Source organism: Geodermatophilus sp. SYSU D00700, from assembly GCF_054050255.1.
Genome location: NZ_JBJGZA010000047.1, coordinates 1 through 25570 on the forward strand (window position 1 = coordinate 1; position 25570 = coordinate 25570).

Annotated in this window: 18 protein-coding genes and 2 pseudogenes; 11 read left to right on the forward strand and 9 right to left on the reverse strand. The window is 76.0% G+C overall.

Annotation, left to right across the window (positions count from 1 at the left end; translation table 11 throughout):
* A pseudogene (locus ACI79V_RS21795) lies at window positions 1–910 on the reverse strand (hypothetical protein); the annotation flags it as partial.
* A gap of 295 nt (window positions 911–1205) precedes the next feature.
* Here ACI79V_RS21795 and ACI79V_RS21800 point away from each other — a divergent pair.
* From ACI79V_RS21800 to ACI79V_RS21815, 4 genes are all read left to right on the forward strand, one after another.
* On the forward strand, window positions 1206–1784 hold the full coding sequence (locus ACI79V_RS21800; protein WP_456892663.1) for an HdeD family acid-resistance protein: 579 nt from the start codon (window positions 1206–1208) through the stop codon (window positions 1782–1784).
* Between the two features lie 14 nt (window positions 1785–1798).
* A complete protein-coding gene (locus tag ACI79V_RS21805) occupies window positions 1799–1954 on the forward strand; it encodes a hypothetical protein (RefSeq protein WP_456892665.1) in 156 nt (51 codons plus the stop codon).
* Between the two features lie 169 nt (window positions 1955–2123).
* On the forward strand, window positions 2124–2300 hold the full coding sequence (locus ACI79V_RS21810; protein ID WP_456892667.1) for a hypothetical protein: 177 nt from the start codon (window positions 2124–2126) through the stop codon (window positions 2298–2300).
* Window positions 2297–4030: an alpha/beta hydrolase gene (locus ACI79V_RS21815; RefSeq protein WP_456892668.1), complete on the forward strand. Its 1734-nt coding sequence runs from the start codon at window positions 2297–2299 to the stop codon at window positions 4028–4030. Before ACI79V_RS21810 ends, ACI79V_RS21815 begins: the two co-directional genes overlap by 4 nt.
* A 15-nt stretch (window positions 4031–4045) precedes the next feature.
* On the opposite strand, the gene ACI79V_RS21820 is transcribed toward ACI79V_RS21815, so the two are convergent.
* Window positions 4046–5470, reverse strand: coding sequence for a M1 family aminopeptidase (locus ACI79V_RS21820; RefSeq protein WP_456892670.1), 1425 nt, complete (start codon window positions 5468–5470; stop codon window positions 4046–4048).
* A gap of 264 nt (window positions 5471–5734) precedes the next feature.
* Between ACI79V_RS21820 and ACI79V_RS21825 the strand changes: the two genes are divergently transcribed.
* Window positions 5735–6958, forward strand: a complete 1224-nt coding sequence (locus ACI79V_RS21825; RefSeq protein WP_456892672.1) for a hypothetical protein — start codon at window positions 5735–5737, stop codon at window positions 6956–6958.
* 72 nt (window positions 6959–7030) lie between these two features.
* Here ACI79V_RS21825 and ACI79V_RS21830 read toward each other — a convergent pair whose 3' ends face one another.
* Genes ACI79V_RS21830 through ACI79V_RS21840 form a run of 3 tightly spaced genes read right to left on the reverse strand, consistent with a single transcriptional unit; the run spans window position 7031 to window position 13222 of the window.
* Window positions 7031–7750 carry a BPL-N domain-containing protein gene (locus ACI79V_RS21830; RefSeq protein ID WP_456892673.1) on the reverse strand — a complete coding sequence of 240 codons (720 nt, stop codon included), beginning with the start codon at window positions 7748–7750 and terminating at the stop codon, window positions 7031–7033.
* Window positions 7737–9059, reverse strand: coding sequence for a heparan-alpha-glucosaminide N-acetyltransferase domain-containing protein (locus ACI79V_RS21835; protein ID WP_456892675.1), 1323 nt, complete (start codon window positions 9057–9059; stop codon window positions 7737–7739). Before ACI79V_RS21835 ends, ACI79V_RS21830 begins: the two co-directional genes overlap by 14 nt.
* Complete coding sequence (locus ACI79V_RS21840; RefSeq protein WP_456892677.1) at window positions 9056–13222, reverse strand: Pls/PosA family non-ribosomal peptide synthetase; 4167 nt, start codon at window positions 13220–13222, stop codon at window positions 9056–9058. Before ACI79V_RS21840 ends, ACI79V_RS21835 begins: the two co-directional genes overlap by 4 nt.
* Before the next feature lie 256 nt (window positions 13223–13478).
* Here ACI79V_RS21840 and ACI79V_RS21845 point away from each other — a divergent pair, with 256 nt between their 5' ends.
* From ACI79V_RS21845 to ACI79V_RS21855, 3 genes are all read left to right on the forward strand, one after another.
* Window positions 13479–14201: a 4'-phosphopantetheinyl transferase family protein gene (locus ACI79V_RS21845; protein ID WP_456892679.1), complete on the forward strand. Its 723-nt coding sequence runs from the start codon at window positions 13479–13481 to the stop codon at window positions 14199–14201.
* Between the two features lie 163 nt (window positions 14202–14364).
* Window positions 14365–14961, forward strand: coding sequence for a TPM domain-containing protein (locus ACI79V_RS21850; RefSeq protein WP_456892681.1), 597 nt, complete (start codon window positions 14365–14367; stop codon window positions 14959–14961).
* A gap of 104 nt (window positions 14962–15065) precedes the next feature.
* On the forward strand, window positions 15066–15464 hold the full coding sequence (locus ACI79V_RS21855) for a hypothetical protein (RefSeq protein WP_456892683.1): 399 nt from the start codon (window positions 15066–15068) through the stop codon (window positions 15462–15464).
* 66 nt (window positions 15465–15530) lie between these two features.
* Here ACI79V_RS21855 and ACI79V_RS21860 read toward each other — a convergent pair.
* Window positions 15531–16154, reverse strand: a pseudogene (locus tag ACI79V_RS21860) (GtrA family protein); the annotation flags it as partial.
* Window positions 16155–16371: 217 nt separating this feature from the next.
* On the opposite strand from ACI79V_RS21860, the gene ACI79V_RS21865 reads away from it, so the two are divergent.
* Together ACI79V_RS21865 and ACI79V_RS21870 are read left to right on the forward strand one after the other, a co-directional pair.
* Window positions 16372–17865: an MFS transporter gene (locus tag ACI79V_RS21865; RefSeq protein ID WP_456892685.1), complete on the forward strand. Its 1494-nt coding sequence runs from the start codon at window positions 16372–16374 to the stop codon at window positions 17863–17865.
* A 138-nt stretch (window positions 17866–18003) separates the two neighbouring features.
* Window positions 18004–18603, forward strand: a complete 600-nt coding sequence (locus ACI79V_RS21870) for a hypothetical protein (protein WP_456892687.1) — start codon at window positions 18004–18006, stop codon at window positions 18601–18603.
* A 94-nt stretch (window positions 18604–18697) separates the two neighbouring features.
* Here the strand turns inward: ACI79V_RS21870 and lon are convergent, their stop codons facing one another.
* Window positions 18698–21052 carry an endopeptidase La gene (lon, locus tag ACI79V_RS21875; protein ID WP_456892689.1) on the reverse strand — a complete coding sequence of 785 codons (2355 nt, stop codon included), beginning with the start codon at window positions 21050–21052 and terminating at the stop codon, window positions 18698–18700.
* Between the two features lie 152 nt (window positions 21053–21204).
* Here lon and ACI79V_RS21880 point away from each other — a divergent pair, with 152 nt between their 5' ends.
* Window positions 21205–23256 carry an ABC transporter ATP-binding protein gene (locus tag ACI79V_RS21880; RefSeq protein WP_456892691.1) on the forward strand — a complete coding sequence of 684 codons (2052 nt, stop codon included), beginning with the start codon at window positions 21205–21207 and terminating at the stop codon, window positions 23254–23256.
* 37 nt (window positions 23257–23293) lie between these two features.
* Here ACI79V_RS21880 and ACI79V_RS21885 read toward each other — a convergent pair whose 3' ends face one another.
* Both ACI79V_RS21885 and ACI79V_RS21890 read right to left on the reverse strand, forming a co-directional pair.
* On the reverse strand, window positions 23294–23740 hold the full coding sequence (locus tag ACI79V_RS21885; protein ID WP_456892693.1) for a hypothetical protein: 447 nt from the start codon (window positions 23738–23740) through the stop codon (window positions 23294–23296).
* A 190-nt stretch (window positions 23741–23930) separates the two neighbouring features.
* Window positions 23931–25541, reverse strand: a complete 1611-nt coding sequence (locus ACI79V_RS21890) for a Na+/H+ antiporter (protein WP_456892695.1) — start codon at window positions 25539–25541, stop codon at window positions 23931–23933.
* Between the last annotated feature and the right edge of the window lie 29 nt (window positions 25542–25570).

Consider the following 25570-nt stretch of genomic DNA (forward strand, 5'->3'; position numbering starts at 1 on the left):
GCCCGCTTACCGTGGGGGGGCCGTGGGGGTTGGTCTGGCCCTGGTTGGTGTGGGGGTACGGGGGTTGGGGGCCCTCGGCGGCGGGGGGCCGGCCGCACACCGCCACCGCCAGCGGTGCGGACAGCTGGTCGCACACGCTCAGCGCCCGGAGCAGGTCGAGCACGTCGGCCGGGAGCCGGGCCAGGACCTCCCCGACCAGGTAGTCGGACACGGCGCGGCCGTTGCCGACGAAGTCGGTGAGGAACCGGTCGGGGTCGTCGGTCTCGCGCAGGGACAGCGCCGCCAGCCGCAGCCCGGCGGCCCAGCCCTCCGTCTGCTCGACGAGCAGGCGCACCTGCTCGGGGCTGGCCTCGACGTCGGCCGAGGCCAGCATGGTGTCCGCCTCCGGCACCGAGAACCGGAGGGCCTCCGCCCGGATCTCGGCGAGCTCGCCGGCCACCCGCATGCGGCTCAGCGGCAGCGGCGGGTCGGTGCGTCCGGCCAGCACCAGGTGCAGCCCGGGAGGACGGTCGCGGACGAGGGCGGCCAGCCCGTGCCGGGGTTCGGACGCGGTCAGCTCGTGCACGTCGTCGAGCACCAGCCGGACGGGCTCGGGCAGCAGGTCGACCGCGTCGGCCACCGTGGCGAGGAACGCCGGGTCCCGGCTCGGCAGCCGCGGGACGGCGACCGAGTGGAGGGGCGAGTCCGCCGGCACGACCGCGCAGGAGGCGAGCGCGCTCAGCACGGCCGACCAGAAGCGCCGGTCGTCGTCGTCGTCGGCGTCGAGGGACACCCAGGCCGTGCGTCGCGGGTCGCGGGACGCCCAGTCCGCGAGCAGCAGGGTCTTGCCGTACCCGGCGGGCGCGCACACGGCGGTGACCTGGCCCGGCGTCGCCGCGTCGAGGGCGGCGAGCAGCCGCGGCCGGCGCACGTACCCCGGCGACAGACGCGGGATCGCCGTCTTCGCACGAGGTATACCGGATCGTCTCGAGCCCGTGCCTGAGGCCACGATCCCCCCCTTGCAGCGGCACGAACGTACGACGATCGAGACGTCGCCGACAGGGGTTGCGCACAACTGAGTGGACGGTTCGCGACCGCAGCGGGGACCGACGGTCACGACCGGTCCGGCGGGACGCCGCCGTGCCACACCTCATCCTCCGCGGAGGAGCCGGGCCGCACCCGGCCCCGGGAGGCTGCCCTGGCTGGGGACCCCGGGAGGAGCGCACGTGACCACGACCTTCGAGCGACGGCGGACCGGCGGCGACATCGCGATCGGGGTCCTGCTGGTGATCGCCGGCGTGATCCTGCTCGGCAACGTCGTCCTCGCGACGGTGGTGTCGGTCGTGCTGATCGGCTGGACGGCCCTGATCTCCGGGGTGGTGCTCGTCGTCGGGGCGCTGTTCACGATCCGTGAGGGCGGGTCCTGGGCGGTGGCCCTCGGCGGGGTCGTGCTCGCGGTGCTCGGCCTGTTCATCCTCCGCAACACCACGGTCGGCGCGCTGACCCTGACGCTGCTGGCGGGGTCGATGTTCCTCGCGACCGGGTTGGCGCGGGTCTTCGGCGGGGTGCTGGTCGCGGAGGCGCGGACCGTGCTCGTGGTCAGCGGGATCATCTCGGTGGTGCTGGGCCTGTGGATCCTGTTCAACCTCACCACGGCCACCCTGACCCTGCTCGGCACCCTGCTGACGCTCCAGACCCTGCTCGAGGGCGTCACCCTGCTGGCCGTGGGGCGCATGCGGCCGGCGCCGGCACGGCGCGCGGCGCCCGTCGGCGGGCCGGTCGACGACAGCCGCATCGCCACCTGACCGGGGACGGGACCGTGACGGTGGTGGTCCCGGACGGCGCGCGGGTGCCGTCGGCCCGGGACGTCGTGGTCGGCGCGGGCATCGTGGTCGCCGAGCGGGCGTGGCCGACCGGCCGGCCGCTGCGGGACGCGGCCGCGCCTTCCCGATCGGCCTGCTGTGGGTCGCCGTGAGCTCCTCGCGCCGCTCACCGCAGGACCTCGCCGTGGGCAGCACCGTGGCTACGACCGCTGACGCACCGCCGGCACGGGACCTCATCCCGTGCAGGTGAGGCCACCGTCGGTCACCAGCCGCCAGGCTCCCGCTCCCAGGCCCGTCCCGCTCCGTGTGCCAGGAGGTCCGGTGTCGATCCCCACCGTGCGGCCTCCCGGCCAGGACGGGCGGGAGTGGCCGGAACCGGACCCGGAGGACTTCGACCTGGTGTTCGCCGCGTGGGCGCTGCTGCTGACGGTCGGCCTGCTCACCGGCGCGGTCGTCGCCGTCTGGGCGCTCGCCGGCTGGCCGGTGTCGGGACCGTGAGCGTGCCGGGGGCCCCGGTCGGGGTGGCCGAGGCGCCGCAGCCGGACCCGGTCCCGGCAGCGGGCTCCCCCGCGCGCGCCTTGGGTCCGCGCAGGACGGCGCGGTGGTCCCGGCCGGGACGGGCGCTGTCGCTGCCCGGCTCGTGGGGTGCTCTGCTCCTGGCCTGCCTGTCGTCCACCCCGTCGCTGCTGCCCCGCAGCGGGGTGGCGCAGGGCGTGGTGGCCGGGATCAGCGCGGCGCTCGGGTACGGGCTCGGGGTCCTCCTCGCGGCGGTCTGGCGCGGACTGGCCGACCGCGACCGCCGCCGGCCGCGGCGGCGGTCCTGGCGGGTCTTCGCCGTGGCGGCGGCCGTGCTGCTCACGGTCTCTTTCCTGCTCGGCCGGCGCTGGCAGGGCCGGCTGCGCGACCTCATGGGCGCCGAGGGGGAGCCGCTGTGGCGGGCGCTGCTGGCACTCCCCGTCGGCCTGCTCGTCCTCGCCGTGCTCCTCGGGGTCGCGCGCCTGGTCCGGGGAGCCGCGCGGGCGGTCGCCCGGGTGCTCGAGCGGCAGATCGGGGCCCGGGCGGCGCGCACCCTCGGCGGGCTGGTGGTCGCCGGCCTCGTGCTGTTCCTGGTGGCCGGGTCGCCGGGTGAGGCGCTGCGGACGAGCCTGCACGAGTCCTTCGCCCTGGTCGACTCCGGCACCGCCGACGGCGTCGAGCAGCCGGACAGCGGGCTGCGCTCGGGCGGCCCGGGCTCGCTGATCGCGTGGGACACCCTCGGCCGGGAGGGCCGCACCATCGTCGCCGGCGGCCCGTCGGCCGAGGAGATCGCGGCGTTCACCGGCACCGCGGCCGAGGAACCGATCCGGGTCTACGCGGGCGTGCGCAGCGCCGACGACGTCCAGGTCCGCGCGCAGCTCGCCGTCGACGACCTGGCGCGGGCCGGCGGCTTCGAGCGGTCCCGGCTGCTGGTGGCGACGACGACGGGTCGCGGCTGGCTGGACGCGGGCTCGATGGCCGCCTTCGAGTACATCGCCGGTGGCGACTCGGCGCTGGTGTCGATGCAGTACTCCTACGTCCCCTCGGGGATCTCCTACCTCGTCGACCAGTCCCGTGCCCGCGCCGCCGGCCGGGAGCTGTTCGACGCCGTCTACGAGCGGTGGTCGGCGCTCCCCGCCGACGCGCGGCCGCAGCTCTACGTCTTCGGGGAGAGCCTCGGCTCGTTCGGCGCGGAGGCCGCCTTCAGCGGCGAGTCCGACCTGCGCAACCGCGTCTCGGGCGCGCTGTTCGTCGGCGCGCCCAACTTCAACGCGCTGCACACCGAGTTCCGCGAGGACCGCGACCCGGGCAGCCGCGAGGTCGAGCCGGTGTACCGCGGCGGGCGGACGGTGCGGTTCAGCACCGACGTCACGCAGGGCGCTCCCCCGGCCGGCGTCCCGTGGGAGGGGGCTCGGGTGCTGTTCCTGCAGCACCCGTCGGACCCCATCGTGTGGTGGAGCCCGTCGCTGCTGTTCTCCCGCCCCGACTGGCTGGCCGAGGAACCCGGGCGCGACGTCCTCGACGAGATGACCTGGCTGCCCGTCGTCACGTTCTGGCAGGTCACCCTCGACATGCCCTTCTCCCTCGACGTGCCCGAGGGGCACGGGCACCGCTACACCCGCGAGTCGGTGGACGCCTGGGCGCTGCTGCTGCGCCCGGAGGGCTGGACGGCGGAGCGGGCCGAGGAGCTGCGGGCCCTCGTCCGGCGGTGAGCGGTCGGCCGGCGGTCAGGGCAGGGCGCCGACCTGCCGGAGGACCTCGAGGACCTCCGGCAGGTCGGCGAACGCCTCCCGGACGTCCTCGGGCTCGGCGACGGCGTAGGCGTTCGCCGCGGTGTAGCCGGCCAGCGCGTCGTCGAACACGTCGTGGCCGGCCCGGTCGCGGGCCTCCACGAGCGCGGCGCCGCCGAGGGTGTAGACGGTGTCGTAGTAGGTGCTGCTCGGGCGCTCGAACTCCGCGGCCCAGTAGGTCATGGACCCGCCCACCGGCGGGGCGTCCCCGTCTGAGCCGTGGACGACGGGCTCCTCGTCGCCGTCGGCCACCATCTGGGCGAACGTCGCGAACGACTCGTCCAGCCACGGGTGCTCGCCCTGGTCGTTGCCCACCCGCCCGTAGAACCACATGTGCGCGAGCTCGTGCGTCACCAGGCCCCGGCGCTGCTCGGGGTCCACGTCACCGAACTGGATCGCCCCCGGGAACTCGATGCCGCTGGTCTGGCTGGAGAGCACCACCACCCAGAGGTCGTCGTAGGGGAAGGGGCCGAGGAACTCGACGAGGTCGTCGGTGGACCCGGCGATCTGGTCCAGCCAGTCCTCGCCGGTCGCCCGCTCCACCGCCCGGTCGAGGCCCACGCGCACGCGGACGCCGCCGATCGTCCGCTCGGTCACCTCGAGGTCCCCGACCGCGACGGCGACGTCCCGCACCGCCGGCGCGGTGAAGCGGTGCACCGTCGTCCCGTCGGGCCCGTCCTCGGTCCCGTCCGCCTGCCCGGTGCCGAGGACCCCGTAGCCCGACGGCGCGACCACCTCCAGCGACCGCAGCCGGAAGTCCTCGCTCACCGCGGTCTCGCCGGCGACCGGGACGGCGGGACCCCGTTCCCAGCCGCGCCCGCGCTCCCACGCCAGGAGGGGGAACGCCGTGGCGAACCAGGCGGCCTCCGCCTCGGAGGAGGTCCCGACCCGCTCGTTGACCTCCTCGCCGAGCACCACGTCGAAGGAGAGGTCAGCGGTGACGGTCTCCCCCGCCGACAGGCACTCCTCCAGCGGCACCTCGACCAGCGTGCCCGGGGTGCCCGCCGGTGCACCGGCGGCGACGTCGCGGAACCCGGCGTCCCGGCCGTCCACCCGCACCTCGGTGACCGTCAGCGAGCTGCCCGCGCGCGCGGTCGCGGGCTTGTTCGGCCACGCGCGGAAGACCAGCTCGCAGGTGTCCAGGTCGGGGGTGAACTCGACGACCTCGCGGCCGGCGACCGAGCCGAGGTCCGCGGCGACCTCGAACCGCAGGTCCACCACCGGCCGGTCGGCCCACGGCTCCGCGACGGCGGCCACCCGCCCGTCGGGCTCCGCCGGTGCCTCGGGAGCCGCCGAGCACCCGCCGGTCACCACCACCGACGACACCAGGACGACCGCGGACCACCGTCGACCTCCGCGCATCCCCGTCCTCGTGAGCTGGCCACCGGGTGGCTCCGACCTGACCGATCACCGTCGATCATCCCCGCAGCACCCGACACGCGGAACCGCCGACGAACGTGGCATGGGTCATCGGCAGCTCGGTGCGGCGGGCGGGACGGGTGGTACGGCTGGGACGAGTGTGACCAACAGCCCTCTGGTCGACGCGGAGTTGATCTGTCAGCCTCGTAGCGTCACAGCGCAATCACGTTCCGTCGTCACGGGCGGACATCCGGAGGCTCCCCACTCGTGCGCAGTTCCCTCTCCGCCGCCGGTCGCCGGGCCGGCGTGCTCGCGTCCGCGGCCATCATCTGTCTGACCACCGCCGCGTGCGACCCCGCCGGCCTGCAGCTCGGCGCCGCCGGCCGGACGGGCGCCACCGACGCGGGCAGCCGGGCGGAGGCCGCACCGCCCGCTCCCCTCGCCGAGGCGGCCCCGAGCAGCACCGTCCCGGCTCCCGTGCCCTCGCCCACCTCGCCGGCCGAGGTCCCGGCCGAGACCCCGGTCGAGGTCCCGGTCGAGGTCCCGGCCGAGGCGCCCGTCGAGGCCCCGGTGGCCGAGCCCACCGAGCCCGCCCAGCCGCCGGCCGAGGACGCGTCGTCCGCGCCGGCGACCGGGGACGTCCAAGCCGAGGCCGCGCCCGGGGCCCCGCAGGCCACCGCGGCCGCCGGCTCGGGGCGCGGCGGTGCGGCCCCGACGGCGGGCGGGTCGTCGAGCGCGCCGACGTCGGCCGCCGCCGCCGCGCCGGCGGCCGGTGGCTCCACCGGCGGCTCGGGCGGGGCGTTCACCGACCAGCCGCGCCAGTCGTTCCGGGCCGGCAACGGGCAGACCGGCAACTACCTCCTCTACGCCGGCGGCGTCGACCCGGCGCGCCCGGTCGGCCTGGTCGTCTACCTCGACGGCACCGGCGAGTACGGCGTGGACAACCCGGGCTCCTCCTACGCGCTCGGCGGCGCGTCGGGGCTAGTCGCGGCCGCCAAGGCCCGCAACGCGGTCACGCTGGCGGTGGAGAGCCCGAACCAGTCCTGCGAGTGCTGGCACACCGGCGACACCGCCGCCTACGCGGACTTCCTGGCCGAGCTGGTCGAGCGCCAGATGGCCGCCTACCCCGTCACCGAGGTGTGGCTGGCCGGCTTCTCCTCCGGTGCGCAGGAGATCACCCGCTTCCTCGTGCCGCGGCACCCGGAGCTGATGCGCCTCGGCGGCGGCTGGGTGGTGTTCGGCGGCGGCGGGCCGCCCGCCGACGGCGGGGCCGCGGTGACCGCCGCCCGCATGGCCGGGGTCCGCGGCCACTGGTACACCGGCACCGCCGACACCGCCGTGCCGCTGACCGCCTCATGGGGGGCGCAGGCCGGGGAGCGCTTCTACGCCGGCCGCGGCGTCGTCACCTCGCACGAGTGGCCGGCCGGGGTCGGCCACGCGCTCGACGGCCGGCTCGGCCGCACGGTCGGGCAGCTGATCGACGCCTCCTGACGCCTCCTCCCACGACGCCGGTGGGGCGCTCCCGCTCGGGGAGCGCCCCACCGGTCCGTCGTCGGGGAGGGGTCAGGCGGCGCGGCCTCCGGGCCGGGCCGCCCGCAGCACCCGGTCGACGAGGTCCTGGGTGAGGTCGGCGCGCACGTCGGCCGGCACGGGCAGCCCGCTGTCGGTGTACCAGTCGGGCGTGGCCTCGGGGTGCGGTCCCACGACGCCGACCGCGCCGCGGCCGAAGGGGGCGACGACCGCGGCGGGCAGCCCGTTGCCGTAGGTGGCGAGCACCTCCGCCGGGCCCCGGGCGGGGTCCAGGTCGAACCACGGGCCGTCCTGGAAGAAGACCCGGCGGCGGTGTCCGGCCCAGTCGAGCTCCACCAGGCTGTCGCCGTCGTGGTCCGGCCGCGCGCCGGGTGAGGAGATGAACCGGTCGGTGTCGCCGGGCAGCAGGCCGAAGCCGGAGGTCTCGCCCGCCAGGTAGCCGCCCAGGCAGAAGCCGAGGTAACCGCCGCCGGACCGGACGAACTCCCGGATGGTGTCCGCCGAACGCCGCAGCTTCCGGTGCGCCGCCCGCAGCGTCCCGCCGCCGGGCTGGGCGTAGAGGCGGGCGCCGGCGAGCACGTCGGGCTGCAGCGGGAGCTCCTCGCGCGGTCCGACGAAGCGGACCTCCAGGTCCCACCGGCTCCGGCGGAGCGCGGCCGCGACCGCCTCCGGGCACCCCGGGGTCGAGGCCGGTCCGCGGTAGACCAGCGCCAGGTCGCGGCCGGTGGAGCGGCCCCCGTCAGGCGGTGGCACCGGCCTCCTCCCGGCGCCCGGCCAGCACTCGTTGCCGGACCGCCCCGGTCGCCCGGGCCACGAGGTCCTCGAGCGGACCGCGCACGTGGGTGCGGCTCCAGGCGAAGGCGAAGGCGACCAGGACCAGGACCTGGACCAGCAGGGAGGCCAGGTCGTCGTCCGGCATGAACGGCGAGCTGAGCAGCAGCAGGTGCAGGGAGTACAGCGTCAGGGTCATGCTGCCCGCGACGGCGAGCGGCCGCAGCAGGCCGGTCGTCATCCGCCCGAGCAGCAGGCACACCCCGAGGACGGCCAGGCCGACCCCGATGGTGAACACCAGGTCCAACGGCGTGCTCGAGTGCGGCGAGACCGTGGCCAGCCACCACCCGGTGTCCGACGGCGTGACGCCGTCGGGGCCCCACGCCAGCAGGTCCGCGAGCTGCTCCTGGGTCAGGGACCGCAGCGCCACCGCCTCGAGGTCGGCGCGCCCGCCGAGGACGTCGAGGAGGACCCACGACGTGACCCGGGCGGCCACCGCGAGGGCGGCTCCGGTGAGCGCGATGGTGACGGCGGTCCGACGGGAGGACAGCGCCGCCCGGCCCACGGCGAGCCCGACGCACAGGTACGCCAGCCACGGCAGCGCGGGGTAGGTCCCGGTCAGCGCCAGCTCGGTGAGCACACCCACCGGGTCCGAGGCGAGCTGCCCGAAGGTGCGGTTGGGGGCGGCGACCAGCTCGCTGCCCGACCGCAGGACGTGGCTGAGGACCGGCATCCCGATCGCGATGGCGCCGGCGACCAGCACGAGGGCGCGGACCGACAGCGAGAGCAGCGGGATCGCCAGCAGGAACAGCAGGGCGTAGTACGGCAGGATCACCGCCGCCCGCTCCTCGGGGACGACGGCCCCGAGGGTGAGGCCGACGACGGCGATCAGCAGCGCACGGACGACGAGCGAGCTCGCGCTGGCCACCCAGGCCCGGCCGTGCGGCCGCTCGCGACGGCCGCTGGCGAAGGCGACACCCACGCCGGCGAGCAGGGCGAACAGCGCCGCCGACTTGCCCGCCGCCAGGCTCCACGTCAGCGAGGGGTTGCGGCCGTCGGCGTCGACCGGGTCCATGACGTGGACGGCGATCATGCCCAGCAGGGCGACCCCCCGCGCCGCGTCGATCCCGATCAGCCGCGAGCCGGACCGCCGGCCCGGGGCCGTCGTCGCCGGGGTGCCGGAGGCGTCCCCCGGCGGGGCCGGGTCGCAGGCGTGGGCCAGGGTGGACGCCCCGGGCCGGCCCGCCGGAGTCGTCACGGGGTCCCGCTGCCCCTCGGCGCCGGTCGTCATCGCCGGCCCTCCCCCGCCGTCGACAGCCGGTGGGCGCGGTGCGGCGGCGCGGCCACCGGGGCGCGGCCGACCTTCTGGGCCGGGATGCCGCACCAGGTGGTCTCCCGGGGCAGCACCTCACCCTTCATCGCCAGGGACAGGGCGGCGAGCGTGGCGTCCTCCTCGACGACGGAGTCGTACAGGACGACGGCCTTGTCGCCGATGCTCGCCCGGTCGCGCAGCACCACGTGGTCCATCTTCATGACCCGGTCCTCGAACAGGTGGGTCTGCAGCGACGCGTTCGCGCCCACCGAAACGTCGTCGCCGATCGTGACGAGGTCGAACTCCGTGACGTAGGTCGTGTCGATCAGCGTCCGCCGGCCGACCCGGCAGCCGAACAGGCGCAGCGCCGGGCCGAGCAGCGGCGTGCCGGTGAGGAAGGTGAGCAGCGCCGGGACCGCCGCCGCCTCGTAGACGCCGGTGACGAACTCGGTCCGGCGGACGAACCCGTTCCACAGCGGCCGCACCCGCGGCCGGTACCGGCCCACGACGGCCCACTTGAGCGCGGCCACGAACAACAGCACCAGGGCGCTGGAGCCCAGGGCCACCACCGGGGCGAGCAGGACCGTGGCCACCGTGCTCCAGGAGAGCGCCAACGAGGACAGGCCGTACAGGGTGGCGAAGGTCGCGACGGCGAGCAGCGAGCTCGGCAGCACGATGCGGAGGAACTCGATCGCGTACCGGGCGCCCACCTGCCGCCGCGACGGCGCGTACGTCTGCGCCTCGGTGAACTCCTCGAAGACCTCTCGCCGCGGCAGGTAGAACGGCGGTGAGCCGAGCCAGGAGGTGCCGGGGTCCGCCCCCTCGGTCGGCGGGACGCTGCGGACGCCGATCAGCGAGCCCGCGCCGAGCTGTGAGCCCGCGGGGACGAAGGCGGCGTTGCCGACGAAGGCGCGGGAGCCGATCTCGGTCCGGCGGAGGGCGACGTGGCCGTTGGCGTAGGTCGCGCTGCCCACGCTGGCCATGTCGGCCACGAAGCTGCCCTCGCCGAGGGTGAGCAGGTCCGGGTCGATGTTGGCGATGGTGGAGACCTCGGCGCCCTTGCCGACGCGGGTCCCCAGCGCCCGCAGCCACATCGGCGTGTAGAGGGTCGAGTACATGGTGTTGGTGAACAGCAGGCTCAGCTCGAGCAGCTTGTCCCCCAGCCACTTCTCGACGCCCAGCTTCGACCGCAGGTGGTGCACGCCCTCCGGCGTCGCCGACAGCACCAGGCGGCGGGCGCCCAGCAGGAAGCCGCAGGAGGCGAGGACGAACAGCGGCCCGGACAGCGCGGTGGCCAGGAACGCGGCCGCGGTGCCGTAGGTGAGCAGGACCCACCACACCACGGTGACCACCGGCAGCAGGATCAGGAACGGCATCAGCTCCAGGAGGAGGACGCCGCCCGCGAAGCCGGCCAGGAGCCCGCGGGACCAGGTGCGCGGGGCGGCGGCGCACGCGGCCATGAGCCCGACGACCGGGTCGATCGCCTCGGGCGCCGACCGCGCCGGGGACCCGGCCCAGCTCTCCCCCGCGGGGACGGCGCGGCCGGAGGGCAGCAGGGACTGGTCGCCGAGGATGGCGTTCTCCCCGACCTCCGAGCCGCACTCGAGCACGCTCTCGGACCCGACGACGGCGCCGGTGCCGATGGTGACCGGGGCGAGGGTCAGCACGCCCTCGGCGACGCGGTGGCCGTGCAGCTGGGTGCCGTACCCGATCGTCGCGCCGGGGCCGACGCTCAGGAACGACGGCAGGGAGACGTCGGCCGAGCCGAGGTGGCACTCGGCGTCGACCCGGGCGCCGGCCAGGCGCAGGTAGGTCGCCGCCCACGGGGACCCGCTGAGCACGGTCATCGGGGAGATGGACAGCAGCTTCTGCACGGTCCACACCCGCAGGTGCGTGCCGCCCCACAGCGGGTGGTCTCCGGCGCGCAGGCCGCGCGAGAGCAGTCGGGAACCGACCACCGGGAGGACCCAGCGGGTGACGAGGTAGGACGTCGGCAGCGCGACCGCGAGTTGGAGGACCAGCGCCAGCGAGGGCTGGCCGTCGTTGAGGCCGTAGGCGACGGCGACGGGGAGGAGGAAGAGCCCGACGATCGCGACCAGGACCGACAGCTGCGCCGCTCCGAACGCGACGACTCGACCACGGGACGGCGGCGCCGGCCGGGGCTCGCGCGGCTCGAGCGTCGTGGCGTCCGGCTGGTCACCGGCGCCGGCCTCGAGGAAGGCGGCCAGGCCCCGGACGGTGGGGTGCCGGTAGAAGTCCAGGATGGACAGCCCCGCGCCGAGGTCGCTCTCCCGCATGGCGGAGACGACGTTGGCCGCCACGAGGGAGTGCCCGCCCAGCGCCTCGAAGAAGTCGGCCTCGACCGAGACCGCACCGGCGGGCAGGGAGAGCATCTCCTCCCACAGCCCGGCGATCCACGCCTCCGCCGGGGTCGCCGGGGGCTCGTGCTCCGCGCCGGTGCGGATCAGCCGCGGCCGCGTGGGCGCCGGCAGCCGGCCGCGGTCGGCCTTGCCGCTGGGCAGCATCGGGATCGACGTGACCACGTCGAGGTACGACGGCACCATGTAGGGCGGCAGCTGCTGCACTGCCTGCTCGTGCAGCTGGGCGATGACCTCGTCGGCGGCGTCTGCCTCGCCGCCCCGCAGGACGACGTAGCCGGCCAGGTCCCCGCCGGTGTCCGACGAGGGCAGCAGGGCGACCACGGCGGCCGTCACCGCGGGGTGCTCCAGGAGCACGCTCTCGATCTCCTGCAGGTCGACCCGGTGGCCTCGGACCTTGACCTCGCTGTCTGCGCGCCCGAGGTACTCGATCTGGCCGTCGGGGAGGAACCGGCCGAGGTCCCCGGTCCGGTAGATGCGCTCCCCGGGGATGCCGCGGGGGTCGGGGATGAACCGGTCGGCGGTGAGGTCGGGCCGGTTGACGTAGCCGCGGGCCACACCGGGCCCGCCGACGCAGATCTCCCCGACCTCTCCGGCCGGCACCGGGCGCCGGTCGTCGTCGAGCAGCGTGACCCGGTAGGTGGGCAGCGGGCGCCCGATGGTCACCGGCCGGCCCGGAAGCAGCTCGGCCATGGTGCAGGTCACGGTGGTCTCGGTGGGCCCGTAGGTGTTCAGGATCCGGCGCCCGGGCCCCCAGCGGTCGACCAGCTCGCGCGGGCATGCCTCCCCGCCCACGTTGACCGTGCGGATGCTGGGCAGCAGGCGGTCCAGCGTCGCCAGCACGGTGGGGACGCAGTAGATCATCGTGATCTCGTTGTCCTCGAGGAAGTCGGCCAGTCCCGACCCCACCCGGCGGCCGTCGGTGGGGCCGGCGACGAGCGTCGCCCCCACCGCCCACGTGGGCCAGATCTCCTCGATGGAGAAGTCGAAGGCGATCGTCATGCCCTGGTAGACGCGGTCGGTCGGTTCGACCCCGTACAGGGACGGCACGATGCCGATGAAGTTGCAGATGCTGGACTGGCTGATCTCCACGCCCTTGGGGCGGCCGCTCGAGCCGGACGTGTAGATGACGTAGCAGACCGGGTCCCCGTCGGACTCGGTGCCGGGGCGGGCGCTCGACTGGACCGCGAGCTCGTGCCCGAGCTCGTCGAGCAGGAGGCTCTCGCAGGGCAGCGCGGCGCAGGAGGCCGCGAACGAGGAGTGCGTCACCACGAGGGCGAGCGAGCAGTCCTCGGCGATGTAGAGCAGCCGGTCGGCGGGCGCCTCGGGGTCGATGGGGACGAAGGTCGCCTCGGTCTTGGTGACGGCCAGCAGTGCGACGTAGGTGTCGACCGAGCGGTGCAGCAGGATGCCGACCCGGACGCCGCACCCGATGCCGCGGCTCATCAGCAGGTTGGCCAGGCGGTTGGCCCGCTGGTCGAGGTCGGCGTAGGAGAGGCGCTCGCCCCCGCACTCCAGCGCCGTCGCCGAGGGCCGGCTGTCGCAGGTGCGCTCGAAGTACCGGCTCAGCCGGGTGACCCCGGTGGTCTGGCCGAGCTCCGCGACGAAGTTGTCGTGCAGCCGGTATCCGACGTCGTCGTGCAGCCGGTGTCCGAGGGCGGTGGCGCCGAGGGGGGCGTTCCGGGCAGCCGCGACGGTTGAGTGCCCGTTCTCCTCGTGGGGGAAGTCCGAGAAGTCCTGGGTTCGTTCGTTCTGTGTTGCCATTCGCTCACTCTCTGCAGCCCCCGACACGGCATTCGACGGACCACTAAACCTGCTGATCCGCGACCTCCTGCAGCAGAGATCGAAATGGACGGCGACACGCCCTCCTTTGTCACTGAGCAGCACCGACGCAATCCGGGACGTGACGTGCCCGTAACCCGATCGGTCGACTTGTGACACTGAGAAAGCGATCGATCACAATGCGCTTTCGCCATTACCCTCTCCCGCGCGGAGCTGGCCGCGAGGCAGGGAGAGCGGGATGGACCGGGTGCCGGGAGAAGGACCCCTCGTGGTCACCGGCCGCGCCCGCGCCGTCCTCGAGGACGCCGATGGCGGCGTCCTGACGGCGCGCGAGCGACGGCGGGCCGCGGCCCTGCGCCACCCCGCCGACCGGGAGTCCTACGTCGCGGCCCACGTGCTGGTGCGGCACTGCGCTGCGGCGCTGACCGGCCGCGCGGTCGGCACGCTCGAGCTGGTGCAGCGGTGCGCGGAGTGCGGCTCGGCCGACCACGGCAGGCCGTCGCTGGCCGGCCTGCCCGAGGTGCACGTCAGCCTGGCGCACACCCGCGGCGCCGTCGTCGCGGCCGCGGACTGGCACCCGGTCGGCGTCGACGTGGAGGGACCCCCGGCCGGCGGCACCGGCCCGGCGGTGCTGGGCTCCGCGCTCACCCCCGCCGAGCTGGAACGGGTGCGCGAGTCCGCCGACCCGGCGACCGCGTTCCTGCGGCACTGGGTGCGCAAGGAGAGCCTGGTGAAGGTCGGCGCCGCGACGCTCGACGACCTGTCCCGGATCGAGGTCGACCTCTGCCCGGGCCAGGACCCGTCGGGACCGACGGTCGGGCGGTTCGGGTCCCTGGACGTCGCGGACTGGTTCGACGACGCGCTGCGCGTGGCGGTCGGGGTCGCGGGGACGGGGACGCCGACGCTGCGGACCGCCCCTGCGAGGGGGACGCTGGAGGGGACGCGCCCGCCGGACGGCTGACCGGTCCGGCCCGCGTCGCGGTGCAGCCGTTCGTGCCGGTCGGTGTCCCCCGGACGGGCGGAGCCCGCCCCCGCGGTGGGTCGCCGGGGTGGCCACGCGACCGGCCGCACGTAGAGTCCGCCATCTCGGGCGTCCCGTGCCCGGATCCCCCTCGGAGGTCGTGGTGCGCAGGGCTGTGGTCGTCGCCGGAGCGGTGGCGCTGGTGACGCTCGTCCCCGGACCGGCGTGGGCCGAGCCCCCGTTCGAGATGACCGCTCAGGTCACCGACGAGGTCGGGGCCCTGGGCGCCGGGGCTGCGGCGGCCCAGGCGTCGGTGGAGGACCTGGGCGCCGACACGGACCTGGGCCTGCACGCCGTCTTCGTGTCCTCCTTCGACTCCGCCGACGCCGGCGACTGGGCCGCCGGCACCGCGCGGCTGTCCGCTCTCGAGGAGTCCGACGTGCTGCTGGCCGTGGCCGTCGGCCAGGACACCTACGAGTACGGGTGGTGGGTCGACGACGACTTCCCCCTGTCCGAGGTGGACGTCGAGCGCGTCGTCCTCGACGAGGTGCAGCCGCGGCTGGACGCCCGGGACTGGTCCGGCGCGGTCGTCACGATGTCCGACGGGCTCCGCTCGCTCGCGGCCCCCGAGGAGGACGAGGCAGGGAGCCCCCAGTGGTCGGCCACCCAGACCCTCGCGGTGGTCGGCGGCGTCGCCGCCGTCCTGCTCGTCGCGCACCTGCTGTCCCGTCGGCGGTCCGCGAGCACCTCGTCCCGGTAACCGCGCCGCGCCGCCCGGCGGCGGGTGTCCCACGTCACGCCTCCCAGGGAGCTCACAGCCCCGACACGGGGGGACGTACAGGAGGTGCTCCGAGGCTGCGTGGTGTGTCCATCCCCCCGGCCGTCACCGAGCCGACGTCGGCCACCGCACCGGAGCCGCCGGGGCTGCCTCGCGTCATCCAGCCGGTCACGGCCGACGCCTGCACGCACGCGACGGTCCCGGGCGCGCCGGTGGGGGCCGCGCCCGGCATGAGCCTGACCCGTCCCCACGACCCCGCGCTCTGCGAGGGCCGTGGCTGCTCCCTGCACCACCCGAGCGCCCACCACATGCGGACGTGGCCGCGGGTCTGGCGCGAGTTCTACGGCTTCTCCGACCGCGTCTGCGACCACGGCGTCGGGCATCCCGACCCGGACGACGTCGTCCACCTGCAGTCCGTCGGCGGCGCCACGACCGCCCATCCGTGCGACGGCTGCTGCACCGCTCCGCTGCGCGACGCCCGCTGAGCCGTCGCGGCGCACCGCGGCGGGAGGGCGTGCACCCGGGCGGACGGCGAGGACCCAGCGGAGCCCGGCGAAGCGGACCAGTCCCACCGCGCCGCTGACCGCGCACACCGCGAGCACCGACACGACCGGCCCGGCGGAGACGGTCCAGGTCTCCAGCGCGGCCAGGGTGAGGCTCGAGGCCGCCAGCCCCGCGGCGGCCAGGCCACCGCCGGCCCACTGCGCCGTCGCCCAGCCGGTCCGGTCGCCGGCGCGGAAGGTCAGGCGGCGGTGCAGTTCGTTGGCCAGCGCCGTGGACGCCACGACCCCGACCAGGTTGGCCGCCTGGGTCCCGGACCCGGCCAGCAGCAGGAAGAGACCGGCGTAGACCAGGTTCGCCGAACCGCCGACCAGGACGAACCGGACGAACTGCGCCGGGGCGGAGTCGCGCGCCGGCCAGGTGGCCGGCCGGACCGGCGGCAGCGGGGGCGGGGCCGTCGTCGCGGGACCGGGCTCGCGGACCGTCGCTGGCATGCGCCCAGGCTGCTGGCCGGACCCGGCGCGGCACATCCGGGAGGACCCTGGATCCACCCCTGACCACACCCCCGCCGCATGCGCGGTCGGGAGGCGCCGACGACGGCAGCGACTGCGGATCCTGCGTGCTTGACTGGGCCGCAGGCTGCGCTCGCCCGCGACGGAAGGCGGACCGGACATGGCTCACGCCCCGACCCCCGCCCCCGCTCTGCGCGGCGCCGACCGCCCGGCGGTGTAGGCCGTGGCCGGGCGTGCGCCGCGGCTCCTCGAGCGGGGAGATGTGCGGCCCGCCGCCGGCCTGGCCGCGTGCCCGGCCCACCCCGGGGCCCCGCCGGTCCCCCGCCCGCCCGGAGAGCCCGAGGCCGCCGCGCGCCGGTGTCAGCGGTGGACGCTGGTCGTGGTCTGTCTGGCCTCGGCGCTGCTGCTGTTCAACGTCACCGCACCCAACGTGGCGCTGCCCGCCATCGCCGCCGACCTGGCCGCGGGCTTCGAGACGCAGCAGTGGGTGCTGTCGGTGTACGCCCTCGTGCTGGCCTCGCTGCTGCTGGCCGGCGGCGCGCTCGGCGACCGCTACGGGCACCGCCGCTGCGCCCTGCTCGGCCTCGCGCTCTTCGGTGCCGGGTCGGTGCTGTGCGGGCTGTCGCCCTCGGCTCCCGTCCTGGTTGCCGGGCGGGTGGTGCAGGGCCTGGGCGCGGCGGTGCTGTTCCCCAACGGGCTGGCGCTGCTGGCCGCGGAGTTCGAGGGCCCGGCCCGCGCCCGGGCGGTCGGCATCTGGGGCGCCAGCGTGTCGGGGGCCATCGCGCTGGGGCCGCTCCTGGGCGGTGTGCTGGTCGAGACGAGCGGGTGGCGGTCGCAGTTCCTCGTCGCCGCGGCGCTGGTGCTGCCCACCCTCGCCGTCGGGGCCCGTCACCTGCGCGGCGGGCCGGCGCGGGCGGGGGCCCGCCTCGACTGGCTGGGCACCACGCTGCTCACCGGCGCGCTGGTGCTGCTGGTCGTGGTGCTGCAGCGGGCCGGCGCGCTGGGCTGGACCAGCGCCGCGACCCTGACCATGGCGACCGGGGCGCTGGTCCTGTTCGCCGGCTTCCTGCTGGCCGAGCACCGCGTGCGCGCGCCGCTGATCGAGCCGGCCCTGCTCCGCGACCGCACCTTCCTGGGCGCCACGCTGGTCGCGCTGGTGTTCGCCGCGGCCGGGTTCGCGCCGGTGGTCTACCTCACGCTGTTCCTGCTGCAGGTCGGGGGGTCGGGGCCGACCATGGCCGGGGTGCAGGTCGCGCCGTTCGCCGTGTCCTCGCTGGCGGTGTCCCTGCTCGCCGCCCGCGTGGTGGCCCGGGCCGGCGTGCGGCTCACCCTGGTCGCCGGGCTGGTCCTCTGCGGGCTCGGGCCGGCGCTGCTCGTCGGCCTCTCCCCCGACGCCGGGCTGCTGCGGCTCCTGCCGGGGCTGCTGGTCTTCGGCGCGGGCGCGGGGCTGGTCAACCCCACGATGACCGTCGCCGCGCTGGGCACGGTCGACGCCGCGCACAGCGGCATGGCCTCGGGGGTCAACAACACCGCCCGGCAGCTGGGCATCGCCGCGGGCATCGCCGGGCTGGGGACCCTGCTGCAGGCCGTGCTGGCCGACCGGCTGACCGCGGCCCTGGCCGGCGCGGGCCTGGACCCCACGACGGCCGCCGACGCCGCCCGGCTGGCCGCCGCCGGCGGTCCCGGCGCGGCCGCCCGGGAGCTGGGCTCCTCGGCCGGCGTCCTGTCGGCCGCCTACGACCGCGCCTTCGTCGCGGCGCTGGACGCGGTGCTGCTGGTCGCGATCGGCATCGTCGCCCTCGGGATCGTCGCGACCGTCGCGCTCGTCCGCCCGGCGCCGCGCCCCGCACCCGCCCGCCGCCCCGCGGCCTGACCGCACCACCGCGGCCGGTCCCGCGCGCCGCGGGACGGTCCGCGAGGCCGCACCCCCGATAGCCTGCTGTACCCACAGCCGCCCCCGTCGGCAGCCGATCCCCTCCCGGACAGCCGCCGCCGCGCGCAGGGAGGTCCGGTGAGCGCTCCTGCTGACCCAGGGACGACGGCCCTCGCCGCGTCCGGCGCCCCGGCGGAGAACGGGGTCCTCGAGGTCGTCGTACTGGCCGTGCTGCTCCTGCTGGCCGGTTACTCGTTCTGGCGGCGGCGGGTGCTGCGCCGCCGCTACCACCTCGGCAGGCGCGAGCGGGCCGTGCGCCTGCAGCAGCAGTGGCTGGAGCCCCTGGTCGCGGTGGTGCTGGTCGCCGGGGTGCTGGCCAAGGACGTCGCCGCCGGGTCGGCGCACCTGGTCGCACTCGCGATCGGCGGGGTGGTCGGCGCGGTGCTCGGGGTCCTCCGCGCGCGCTACCTCCTCGGCCGCGCGCACCGGGTGGGCAACCGGCTGGTCCTGGAGCGCAACTGGCAGGAGATGCTGCTCCTCGTCGTCCTCGTGGTGCTGCAGATGGCCCAGCGCGAGCTCAGCACGGAGTCCACGAGCGTCCTCGGCCTGGTCAGCACCGCACTGCTCAGCGCCGGTGTGGTCGAGTCCGTGGCCCGCGTGGCCTACCTGACCGCCCGAGCACGCTCGGCGACCACCCAGGACCCGCCCGGCGCCGCCGCGGGCGCCCGGACGGCCTGACGCGGGCCGGCCGTCCACCCGCCCGCGGGCAGCGGCGACCCCGCCGGCCGCCGCGCCGGGGCCCGACCGCACCACCGCGGTCGGACCCCGGGGCTCAGGCAGCGAGCGCCGGCCTGGTCGCGGGCTCGAGGGCCAGGGCGAGCACGTCGCGGACGTCGCCGACCAGGTGGACGGTCAGCAGGTCGCGGACCGCGGCCGGGACGTCGTCGAGGTCGGGCTCGTTGCGCGCCGGCAGCAGCACCTCGGGGATGCCGGCGCGGTGCGCGGCCAGCAGCTTCTGCTTGACCCCGCCGATCGGCAGCACCCGGCCGGTGAGGGAGACCTCGCCGGTCATCGCGACGTCGCTGCGCACCGGCCGGCCGGACAGCACCGACGCCAGCGCGGTGACCATCGTGATCCCGGCGCTGGGCCCGTCCTTGGGCACCGCGCCGGCGGGCACGTGCACGTGCACCTCCCGCTCACGCAGGTCGGACACCGGCAGCTCCAGCTCGGCGCCGTGCGAGCGGAGGAAGGACAGCGCGATCTGCGCCGACTCCTTCATCACGTCGCCGAGCTGACCGGTCAGGCGCAGCCCGGTGACCCCGGTCTCGGGGTCGGCGAGCGACGCCTCGACGAAGAGCACGTCCCCGCCGGTGCCCGTCACGGCCAGGCCGGTCGCCACGCCGGGCAGCGCGGTGCGCTCGGCGGACTCCGGGGTGAACCGCGGGCGGCCGACCAGCCCGCGCAGCGCGCCGGCGTCGACGTGGACCGGGGCCGCGTCCGGGCCGGACAGCCGCGCGGTGACCTTGCGCAGCAGGCGGGCGAGCTGGCGCTCGAGCTCCCGGACGCCGGCCTCGCGGGTGTACTCGGTGGCCAGCGTCCGCAGCACGTCGTCGTCGACGGTGACCTCGTCGGGGGTGAGCCCGGCGCGCTCGAGCTGGCGGGGCAGCAGGTGGTCCCGGGCGATGGTCACCTTCTCGTCCTCGGTGTAGCCGTCGAGCCGGACCACCTCCATGCGGTCGAGCACCGGCGCCGGGATCGCCTCGAGCACGTTGGCCGTGGCGAGGAAGACGACGTCGGACAGGTCGAGCTCGACCTCGAGGTAGTGGTCGCGGAACGTGTGGTTCTGCGCGGGGTCGAGCACCTCGAGCAGCGCGGCCGCGGGGTCGCCGCGGTAGTCGCTGCCGAGCTTGTCGACCTCGTCGAGCAGCACGACCGGGTTCATCGACCCCGCCTCGGCGACCGCGCGCACGATCCGGCCGGGCAGCGCGCCGACGTAGGTCCGCCGGTGGCCGCGGATCTCGGCCTCGTCGCGGACGCCGCCGAGCGCGACGCGGACGAACCGGCGGCCCATCGCGCGGGCCACCGACTCCCCCAGGGAGGTCTTGCCGACCCCCGGCGGGCCCACGAGCGCCAGCACCGCGCCGCTGCGCCGGCCACCGACGACGCCCAGCCCGCGCTCCTCGCGCCGCCTGCGGACGGCGAGGTACTCGGTGATGCGCTCCTTGACCTCGTCGAGGCCCGCGTGGTCGGCGTCGAGCACCGCCCGCGCGCCGGCGACGTCGTAGGCGTCCTCGGTGCGCGTGGACCACGGGAGCTCCAGCACGGTGTCCAGCCACGTCCGGATCCAGCCGGACTCCGGCGACTGGTCGGAGGTGCGCTCCAGCCGGTCGACCTCCCGCAGCGCCGCCGTGCGCACGTGCTCGGGCAGGTCGGCGTCCTCCACGCGGGTGCGCAGGTCGGCCGGCTCGTCGCCGCCGTCCCCGCCGCCCTCCAGCTCGCGCAGCTCCTTGCGGACGGCGGCCAGCTGCCGGCGGAGCAGGAACTCCCGCTGCTGGCGGTCCATGCCCTCCTGCACGTCCTTGCGGATCGTCTCGGCGACCTCGAGCTCGGCGAGGTGCTCGCGGGCCCAGCCGGTGGCCAGCTCCAGTCGGCGGGCGACGTCCGCGGTCTCCAGCAGCGTCAGCTTCTGCTGGGCGGTCAGGTAGGACGCGTACCCGGCGGTGTCGGCCACCGCGGACGGGTCGGTCAGCCGCTGCACGCCGTCGATCAGCTGCCACGCGCCCCGGGCCTGCAGCACCGACACGACCAGGCCCTTGTACTCGCGGGCCAGCTCCTGGGCGCGCTCGCCCTGCCCCTCGTCGGGCAGGACGGTGACCTCCACCCACAGCGCGCCGCCGGGCCCGCCGGCACCCGCGCCGATGCGGGCGCGGGCCGTGCCGCGCACCAGCGCACCCCGCTGCCCCCCGGGCAGCCGGCCGACCTGCTCCACCACCGCGACGGTGCCGATCCCGGCGTAGCGGCCGTCCAGCCGCGGGACGAGCAGGACGCGGGACGTCCCCTCCGGCGTACGGGCCGCGTCGACGGCGACCCGGGCCTCGGCGTCCTCCAGCTCCACGGGCACCGCCATGCCGGGGAGGACGACCGTGTCGTCCAGCGGCAGCAGCGGCAGTCTCTCGGTTCCGCTCATCGTCGTGCTCCTCCTCCTGCAACGGTGTAATCACCGATGCCGCGGAGAACGCGGGCGGGCCGCTCCGCCGTTCCGGGTGTTCGCCGAGAGCGCAGTCCCGGGCTACCCGGGCAGCACTGGACTCCCGGCCGGCCGTGGGACACGCTCGGGCGATGACCGCCGGCCCGCCGGGGCTCCCCCGGGCCACGGCAGCGGCGACGGGCACGAGGACTGGGACGGCGGCGACGACGGCGACGGCGACGGACCGCACGGGGCGGCGGGTGCTGGCCCTGTTCCGCCCCCACCGCGCGCGGGTGGCCGTCGTCGCCACGGCGATCCTGGTGTCCTCGCTGCTGGGGATCGTGCAGCCGTTCCTGACCCAGGCGGTGTTCGACCGGGCGCTGTTCCCGCGGGCCGCCGACGGCTCGATCGGCCCGCCCCGGCTGGGCCTGCTGGTCGCGCTCGTGGGCGCCAGCATCGCCGTCGTCCTGGTGGGCGCCGCCCTCGGGGTGGCGACGACCTGGCTGACGACCCGGCTGGGCAACGCCGTCATGCGCGACCTGCGGGACCGGCTGTTCGCCCACCTGCAGCGCATGGAGCTGGCGTTCTTCACGGGCACCCGCACCGGCGAGATCCAGAGCCGGCTGGGCAACGACGTCGCCGGGGTGCAGTCGGTGGTCACCGACACCGCGAGCTCGATCCTCGGCAACGTGGTGACCGTGGTCAGCGCGCTGGTGGCCATGCTGGTGCTGTCCTGGCGGCTCACGCTGGTCGCGGTGGTGCTGCTGCCGGTGTTCGTCGTGCTGCAGGTGCGGGTCGGGCGGGTCCGGCGCCGGGTCGCCGGCGCCACCCAGCGGTCGGTGGCCGACATGACCGCGATCACGCAGGAGACGCTGTCGGTCAGCGGGGTGCTGCTGGCCAAGGTGTTCGACCGCCAGGACGCCGAGGTGCGGCGCTACGCCGAGGAGAACGCCCGCCAGGCCGACCTCCAGGTGAAGCAGACCATGACCGGTCAGTCGTTCTTCGCCACCGTCCAGGCCTTCTTCGGGCTGACCCCGGCGCTGGTCTACCTGGTGGCCGGCCTGTCCATCGGCGGGGTCTTCCTCGCGGGCGGTGCCGACACCCTGACCGCCGGCACGATCGTGGCCTTCACGACCCTGCAGACCCGGCTGCTGTTCCCCGTGGTGGCGCTGCTCCGGGTCGGCGTCGACGTGCAGACGTCGCTGGCGCTGTTCGAGCGCGTCTTCGAGTACCTCGACCTGCGGCCGGCGATCGTCGACCGGCCCGGCGCGCTCGACCTGCGGAAGGAGGAGGTGGCCGGGCACGTGGCCTTCGAGGACGTCCGCTTCCGGTACGGCACCGGCGACCGCGCCGGGAGCGACGGCGCGCAGCCGTGGGTCCTCGACGGCGTCAGCCTGGACGTGCCCGCCGGGTCGCTGGTCGCCTTCGTCGGCCCCAGCGGAGCCGGGAAGACGACGGCGTCCTACCTCGTGCCCCGCCTCTACGACGTCGACGCCGGCCGGGTGACCCTCGACGGCCACGACGTCCGCGACCTGACCCGGGCCACGCTCGCCCGGGCGGTGGGCGTGGTGACGCAGGAGTCCTACCTGTTCCACGCCTCGGTGCGGGACAACCTGCGCTACGGCCGCCCGGACGCCACCGACGAGCAGGTCCGGGCGGCGGCCCGCGCGGCCAACATCGACGAGCGGATCGAGCGCCTGGCCGAGGGCTACGACACGACGGTCGGCGAGCGCGGCTACCGGCTCTCGGGCGGGGAGAAGCAGCGCCTGGCGATCGCGCGGGTGCTGCTGGCCGACCCCCGCGTGCTCATCCTCGACGAGGCGACCTCCGCCCTCGACACCGCCAGCGAGCGGCTCGTGCAGCAGGCGCTGGAGCAGGCGATGCGCGGCCGGACCACCATCGCCATCGCCCACCGGCTCTCGACCGTCCTGGCCGCCGACACCATCGTCGTCTTCGACCGGGGACGGGTGGTCGAGCAGGGCACCCACGCCGAGCTGGTCGGGCGCGGCGGGCTCTACGCCCGGCTCTACGCCGAGCAGTTCGGCGGCGGGACCGTCGAGGCGCGCTGCGACGACGGCGTCGTCTTCGCCGACGGCGACGTCCTGCCGCACGCCCCGTCGGCCCGCGACGGGTGGTCCGCGGACGGGATCGGGGCGGACGTGCGCAGGAGGGGTGCGCAGCGACCGGCACCCCGCCCGGGGTGACCCCCGACTCCAGTGACGCCGCGGTGGGTCGCCGCCGTCAGCGGGTCAGGGCGGAGCTGCGCGAGAACCTCGTCCTCAACTCGACGCCGGGACCGAGCACGCGGGTGAGGGGCGCCTGGCCGGCGATCTCACGGGCCCGGTCCAGCTGGTCGGCGTCCAGGTCCTCGGTGTAGGTCACCCGGCAGTCGAGGACCCAGTCCGGACGGACCGAGACGACCACCTCGAGGTCACCGCCGTAGGAGTAGGTGCTGTCCAGGTGCGCCCGCAGCGTGATCGCGGTGTCGGAGGCCAGCGCGGCCGCGAGCAACCCCAGCGGGCTCGGCCCGGCGCTGCGGCCGTCGGGGTGGGGCGGCGCGCTCACCGTGAGGTGCTCGCGGCCGACGTGCACCGCCGTCACCCGCTCGTCGGTGGCGCGCAGCAGGGCGCTGGCCACCGCCAGCCCGTCCTGCGCCGTTGCGTACGGGGTCGCCGCGTGATCGGTCACGTCGTCCTCCACGGGGTACGCGCGTCGGTCGGTCGGCGCGGTGCCGTCCGGGCGGCGGGCGGTCCGGCGTGGCGTCTCCCACCCTCGCGGTCATCGCTCCGGGCACGACCCTGGCACGCCTGCCGGGGCGAGTCGAGGTCGCGGACCACGGCGCGCTGACCGCACCCGGGCCGGTGGGAACGGCGGCCGGTCAGGCCCGGTCGAGCAGCAGTTCCTCGGTGTCGAGCTCGCGCAGCACCGCGGTGACGACCTCCTCGTCGATGCGGCCCTCGTCGCGGGCGCGGAGGAACACCGCCCGCTCGACGGCCAGCATCTCGCGGCGCAGCCGGCGGTACGCGACCGACGGCGGCTCGCGGTCCTGGCGGCCCAGCCGCTCCCAGGCGAACAGTCCCCGGATCTCGGCCTTGTCCCGCAGCCGGTCCACCACCTCCGGCGGCACCGCGTCGTCGCCGGCGACGAGCTCGTCGAGCCGCTTGATCGCGGCGTTGACCGCCTCGTGCTGCACCGCGGCCTCCTGCAGCGCGTCCTCCGTCGCGCTCGGGCCGGGCAGGGCGAGGCGGCGGATCACCCAGGGCAGGGTGAGGCCCTGGCCGACCAGGGTGGCGACGACGACCACGAAGGCGAGGAAGGTCAGCAGGCCGCCCTGCGGCGCCGTGGACAGGTAGGCCAGCGCCGCCGCCAGCGAGACCACGCCGCGCATCCCGGCCCATGAGATGACGGCGGGGAACTGCCACGGCGGTGCCGCCTCGCGCCGGCGCACCCGCGGGAACAGCCGCGCCAGGTAGGTGGCCGGGAAGACCCACAGCGGGCGGCTGAGGACCACCGCGAGCGTCACCGCGACCGCACTCCCGACGACGGTGCCGGCCGGCAGTCCCCGGATCTCGTCGAGGATGGCCGGCAGCTCCAGCCCGATCAGCAGGAACACGACCCCGGTGAGGACGAACTCGATGACGCTCCACAGCGGGTCGGCCAGGGTCCGCGACGTCGGGGAGAAGAAGCCGTACCACCGCGTGCTCAGCCACAGGCCGGTGGTGACCACCGCGACCACGCCGGAGGCGCCGACGGCCTCGGCGAGCAGGTAGGAGGTGAACGGCGTCACCAGGCTGAGGACGACGTCGATCATCGGTTCCTCGTTGCGCCGGTGCAGGTGGGCGGCGACCCAGGCGCTGCCCAGCCCGATCGCCGCCCCGCCGGCCGCGGCGAGGACGAACTCCCCGAGGAAGTCCAGGACGGTGACCGACCCGGCCACCCCGGCGATCGCGACGCGCAGCGTGGTCAGCGCGGTCGCGTCGTTGACCAGGCTCTCCCCCTCGAGGATGCTCACCGCCCGCCGCGGCAGGCCGGTGCGCCGGGCCACCGCGGTGGCCGCGACGGCGTCCGGGGGTGCCACCACCGCCCCGAGGGCGAATGCCGCGGCCAGCGGGAGGCCGGGGACCACGGCCCAGGCCACGAGCCCGACGACGAGCGTGGTGAACAGCACCAGCCCGACCGACAGCAGGGCGATCGGGCGCAGGTTGGCCCTCAGCGAGCGGTTGGAGGTGCGCCAGGCCGCGGCGTAGAGCAGCGGCGGGAGGAACAGCAGCAGGACCATGTTGGGGTCGATGCTGTAGTCGGGCACGCCGGGCACGTAGGACAGCGCGACACCGACGAGGACGAGCAGGATCGGGCCGGCCACCGGCACCCGGCGGCCGAGCGCGGCCCCGGCCGCGACCACGAGGACCAGACCGAGCACCTCGAAGACCCCGCCGACCGACACCGCGCTGTCCGCCGCGGCAGCCAGCGGCACGGGATCGATCGCCATCTGACCTCCACCGGTCCCAGGGCTGGCCG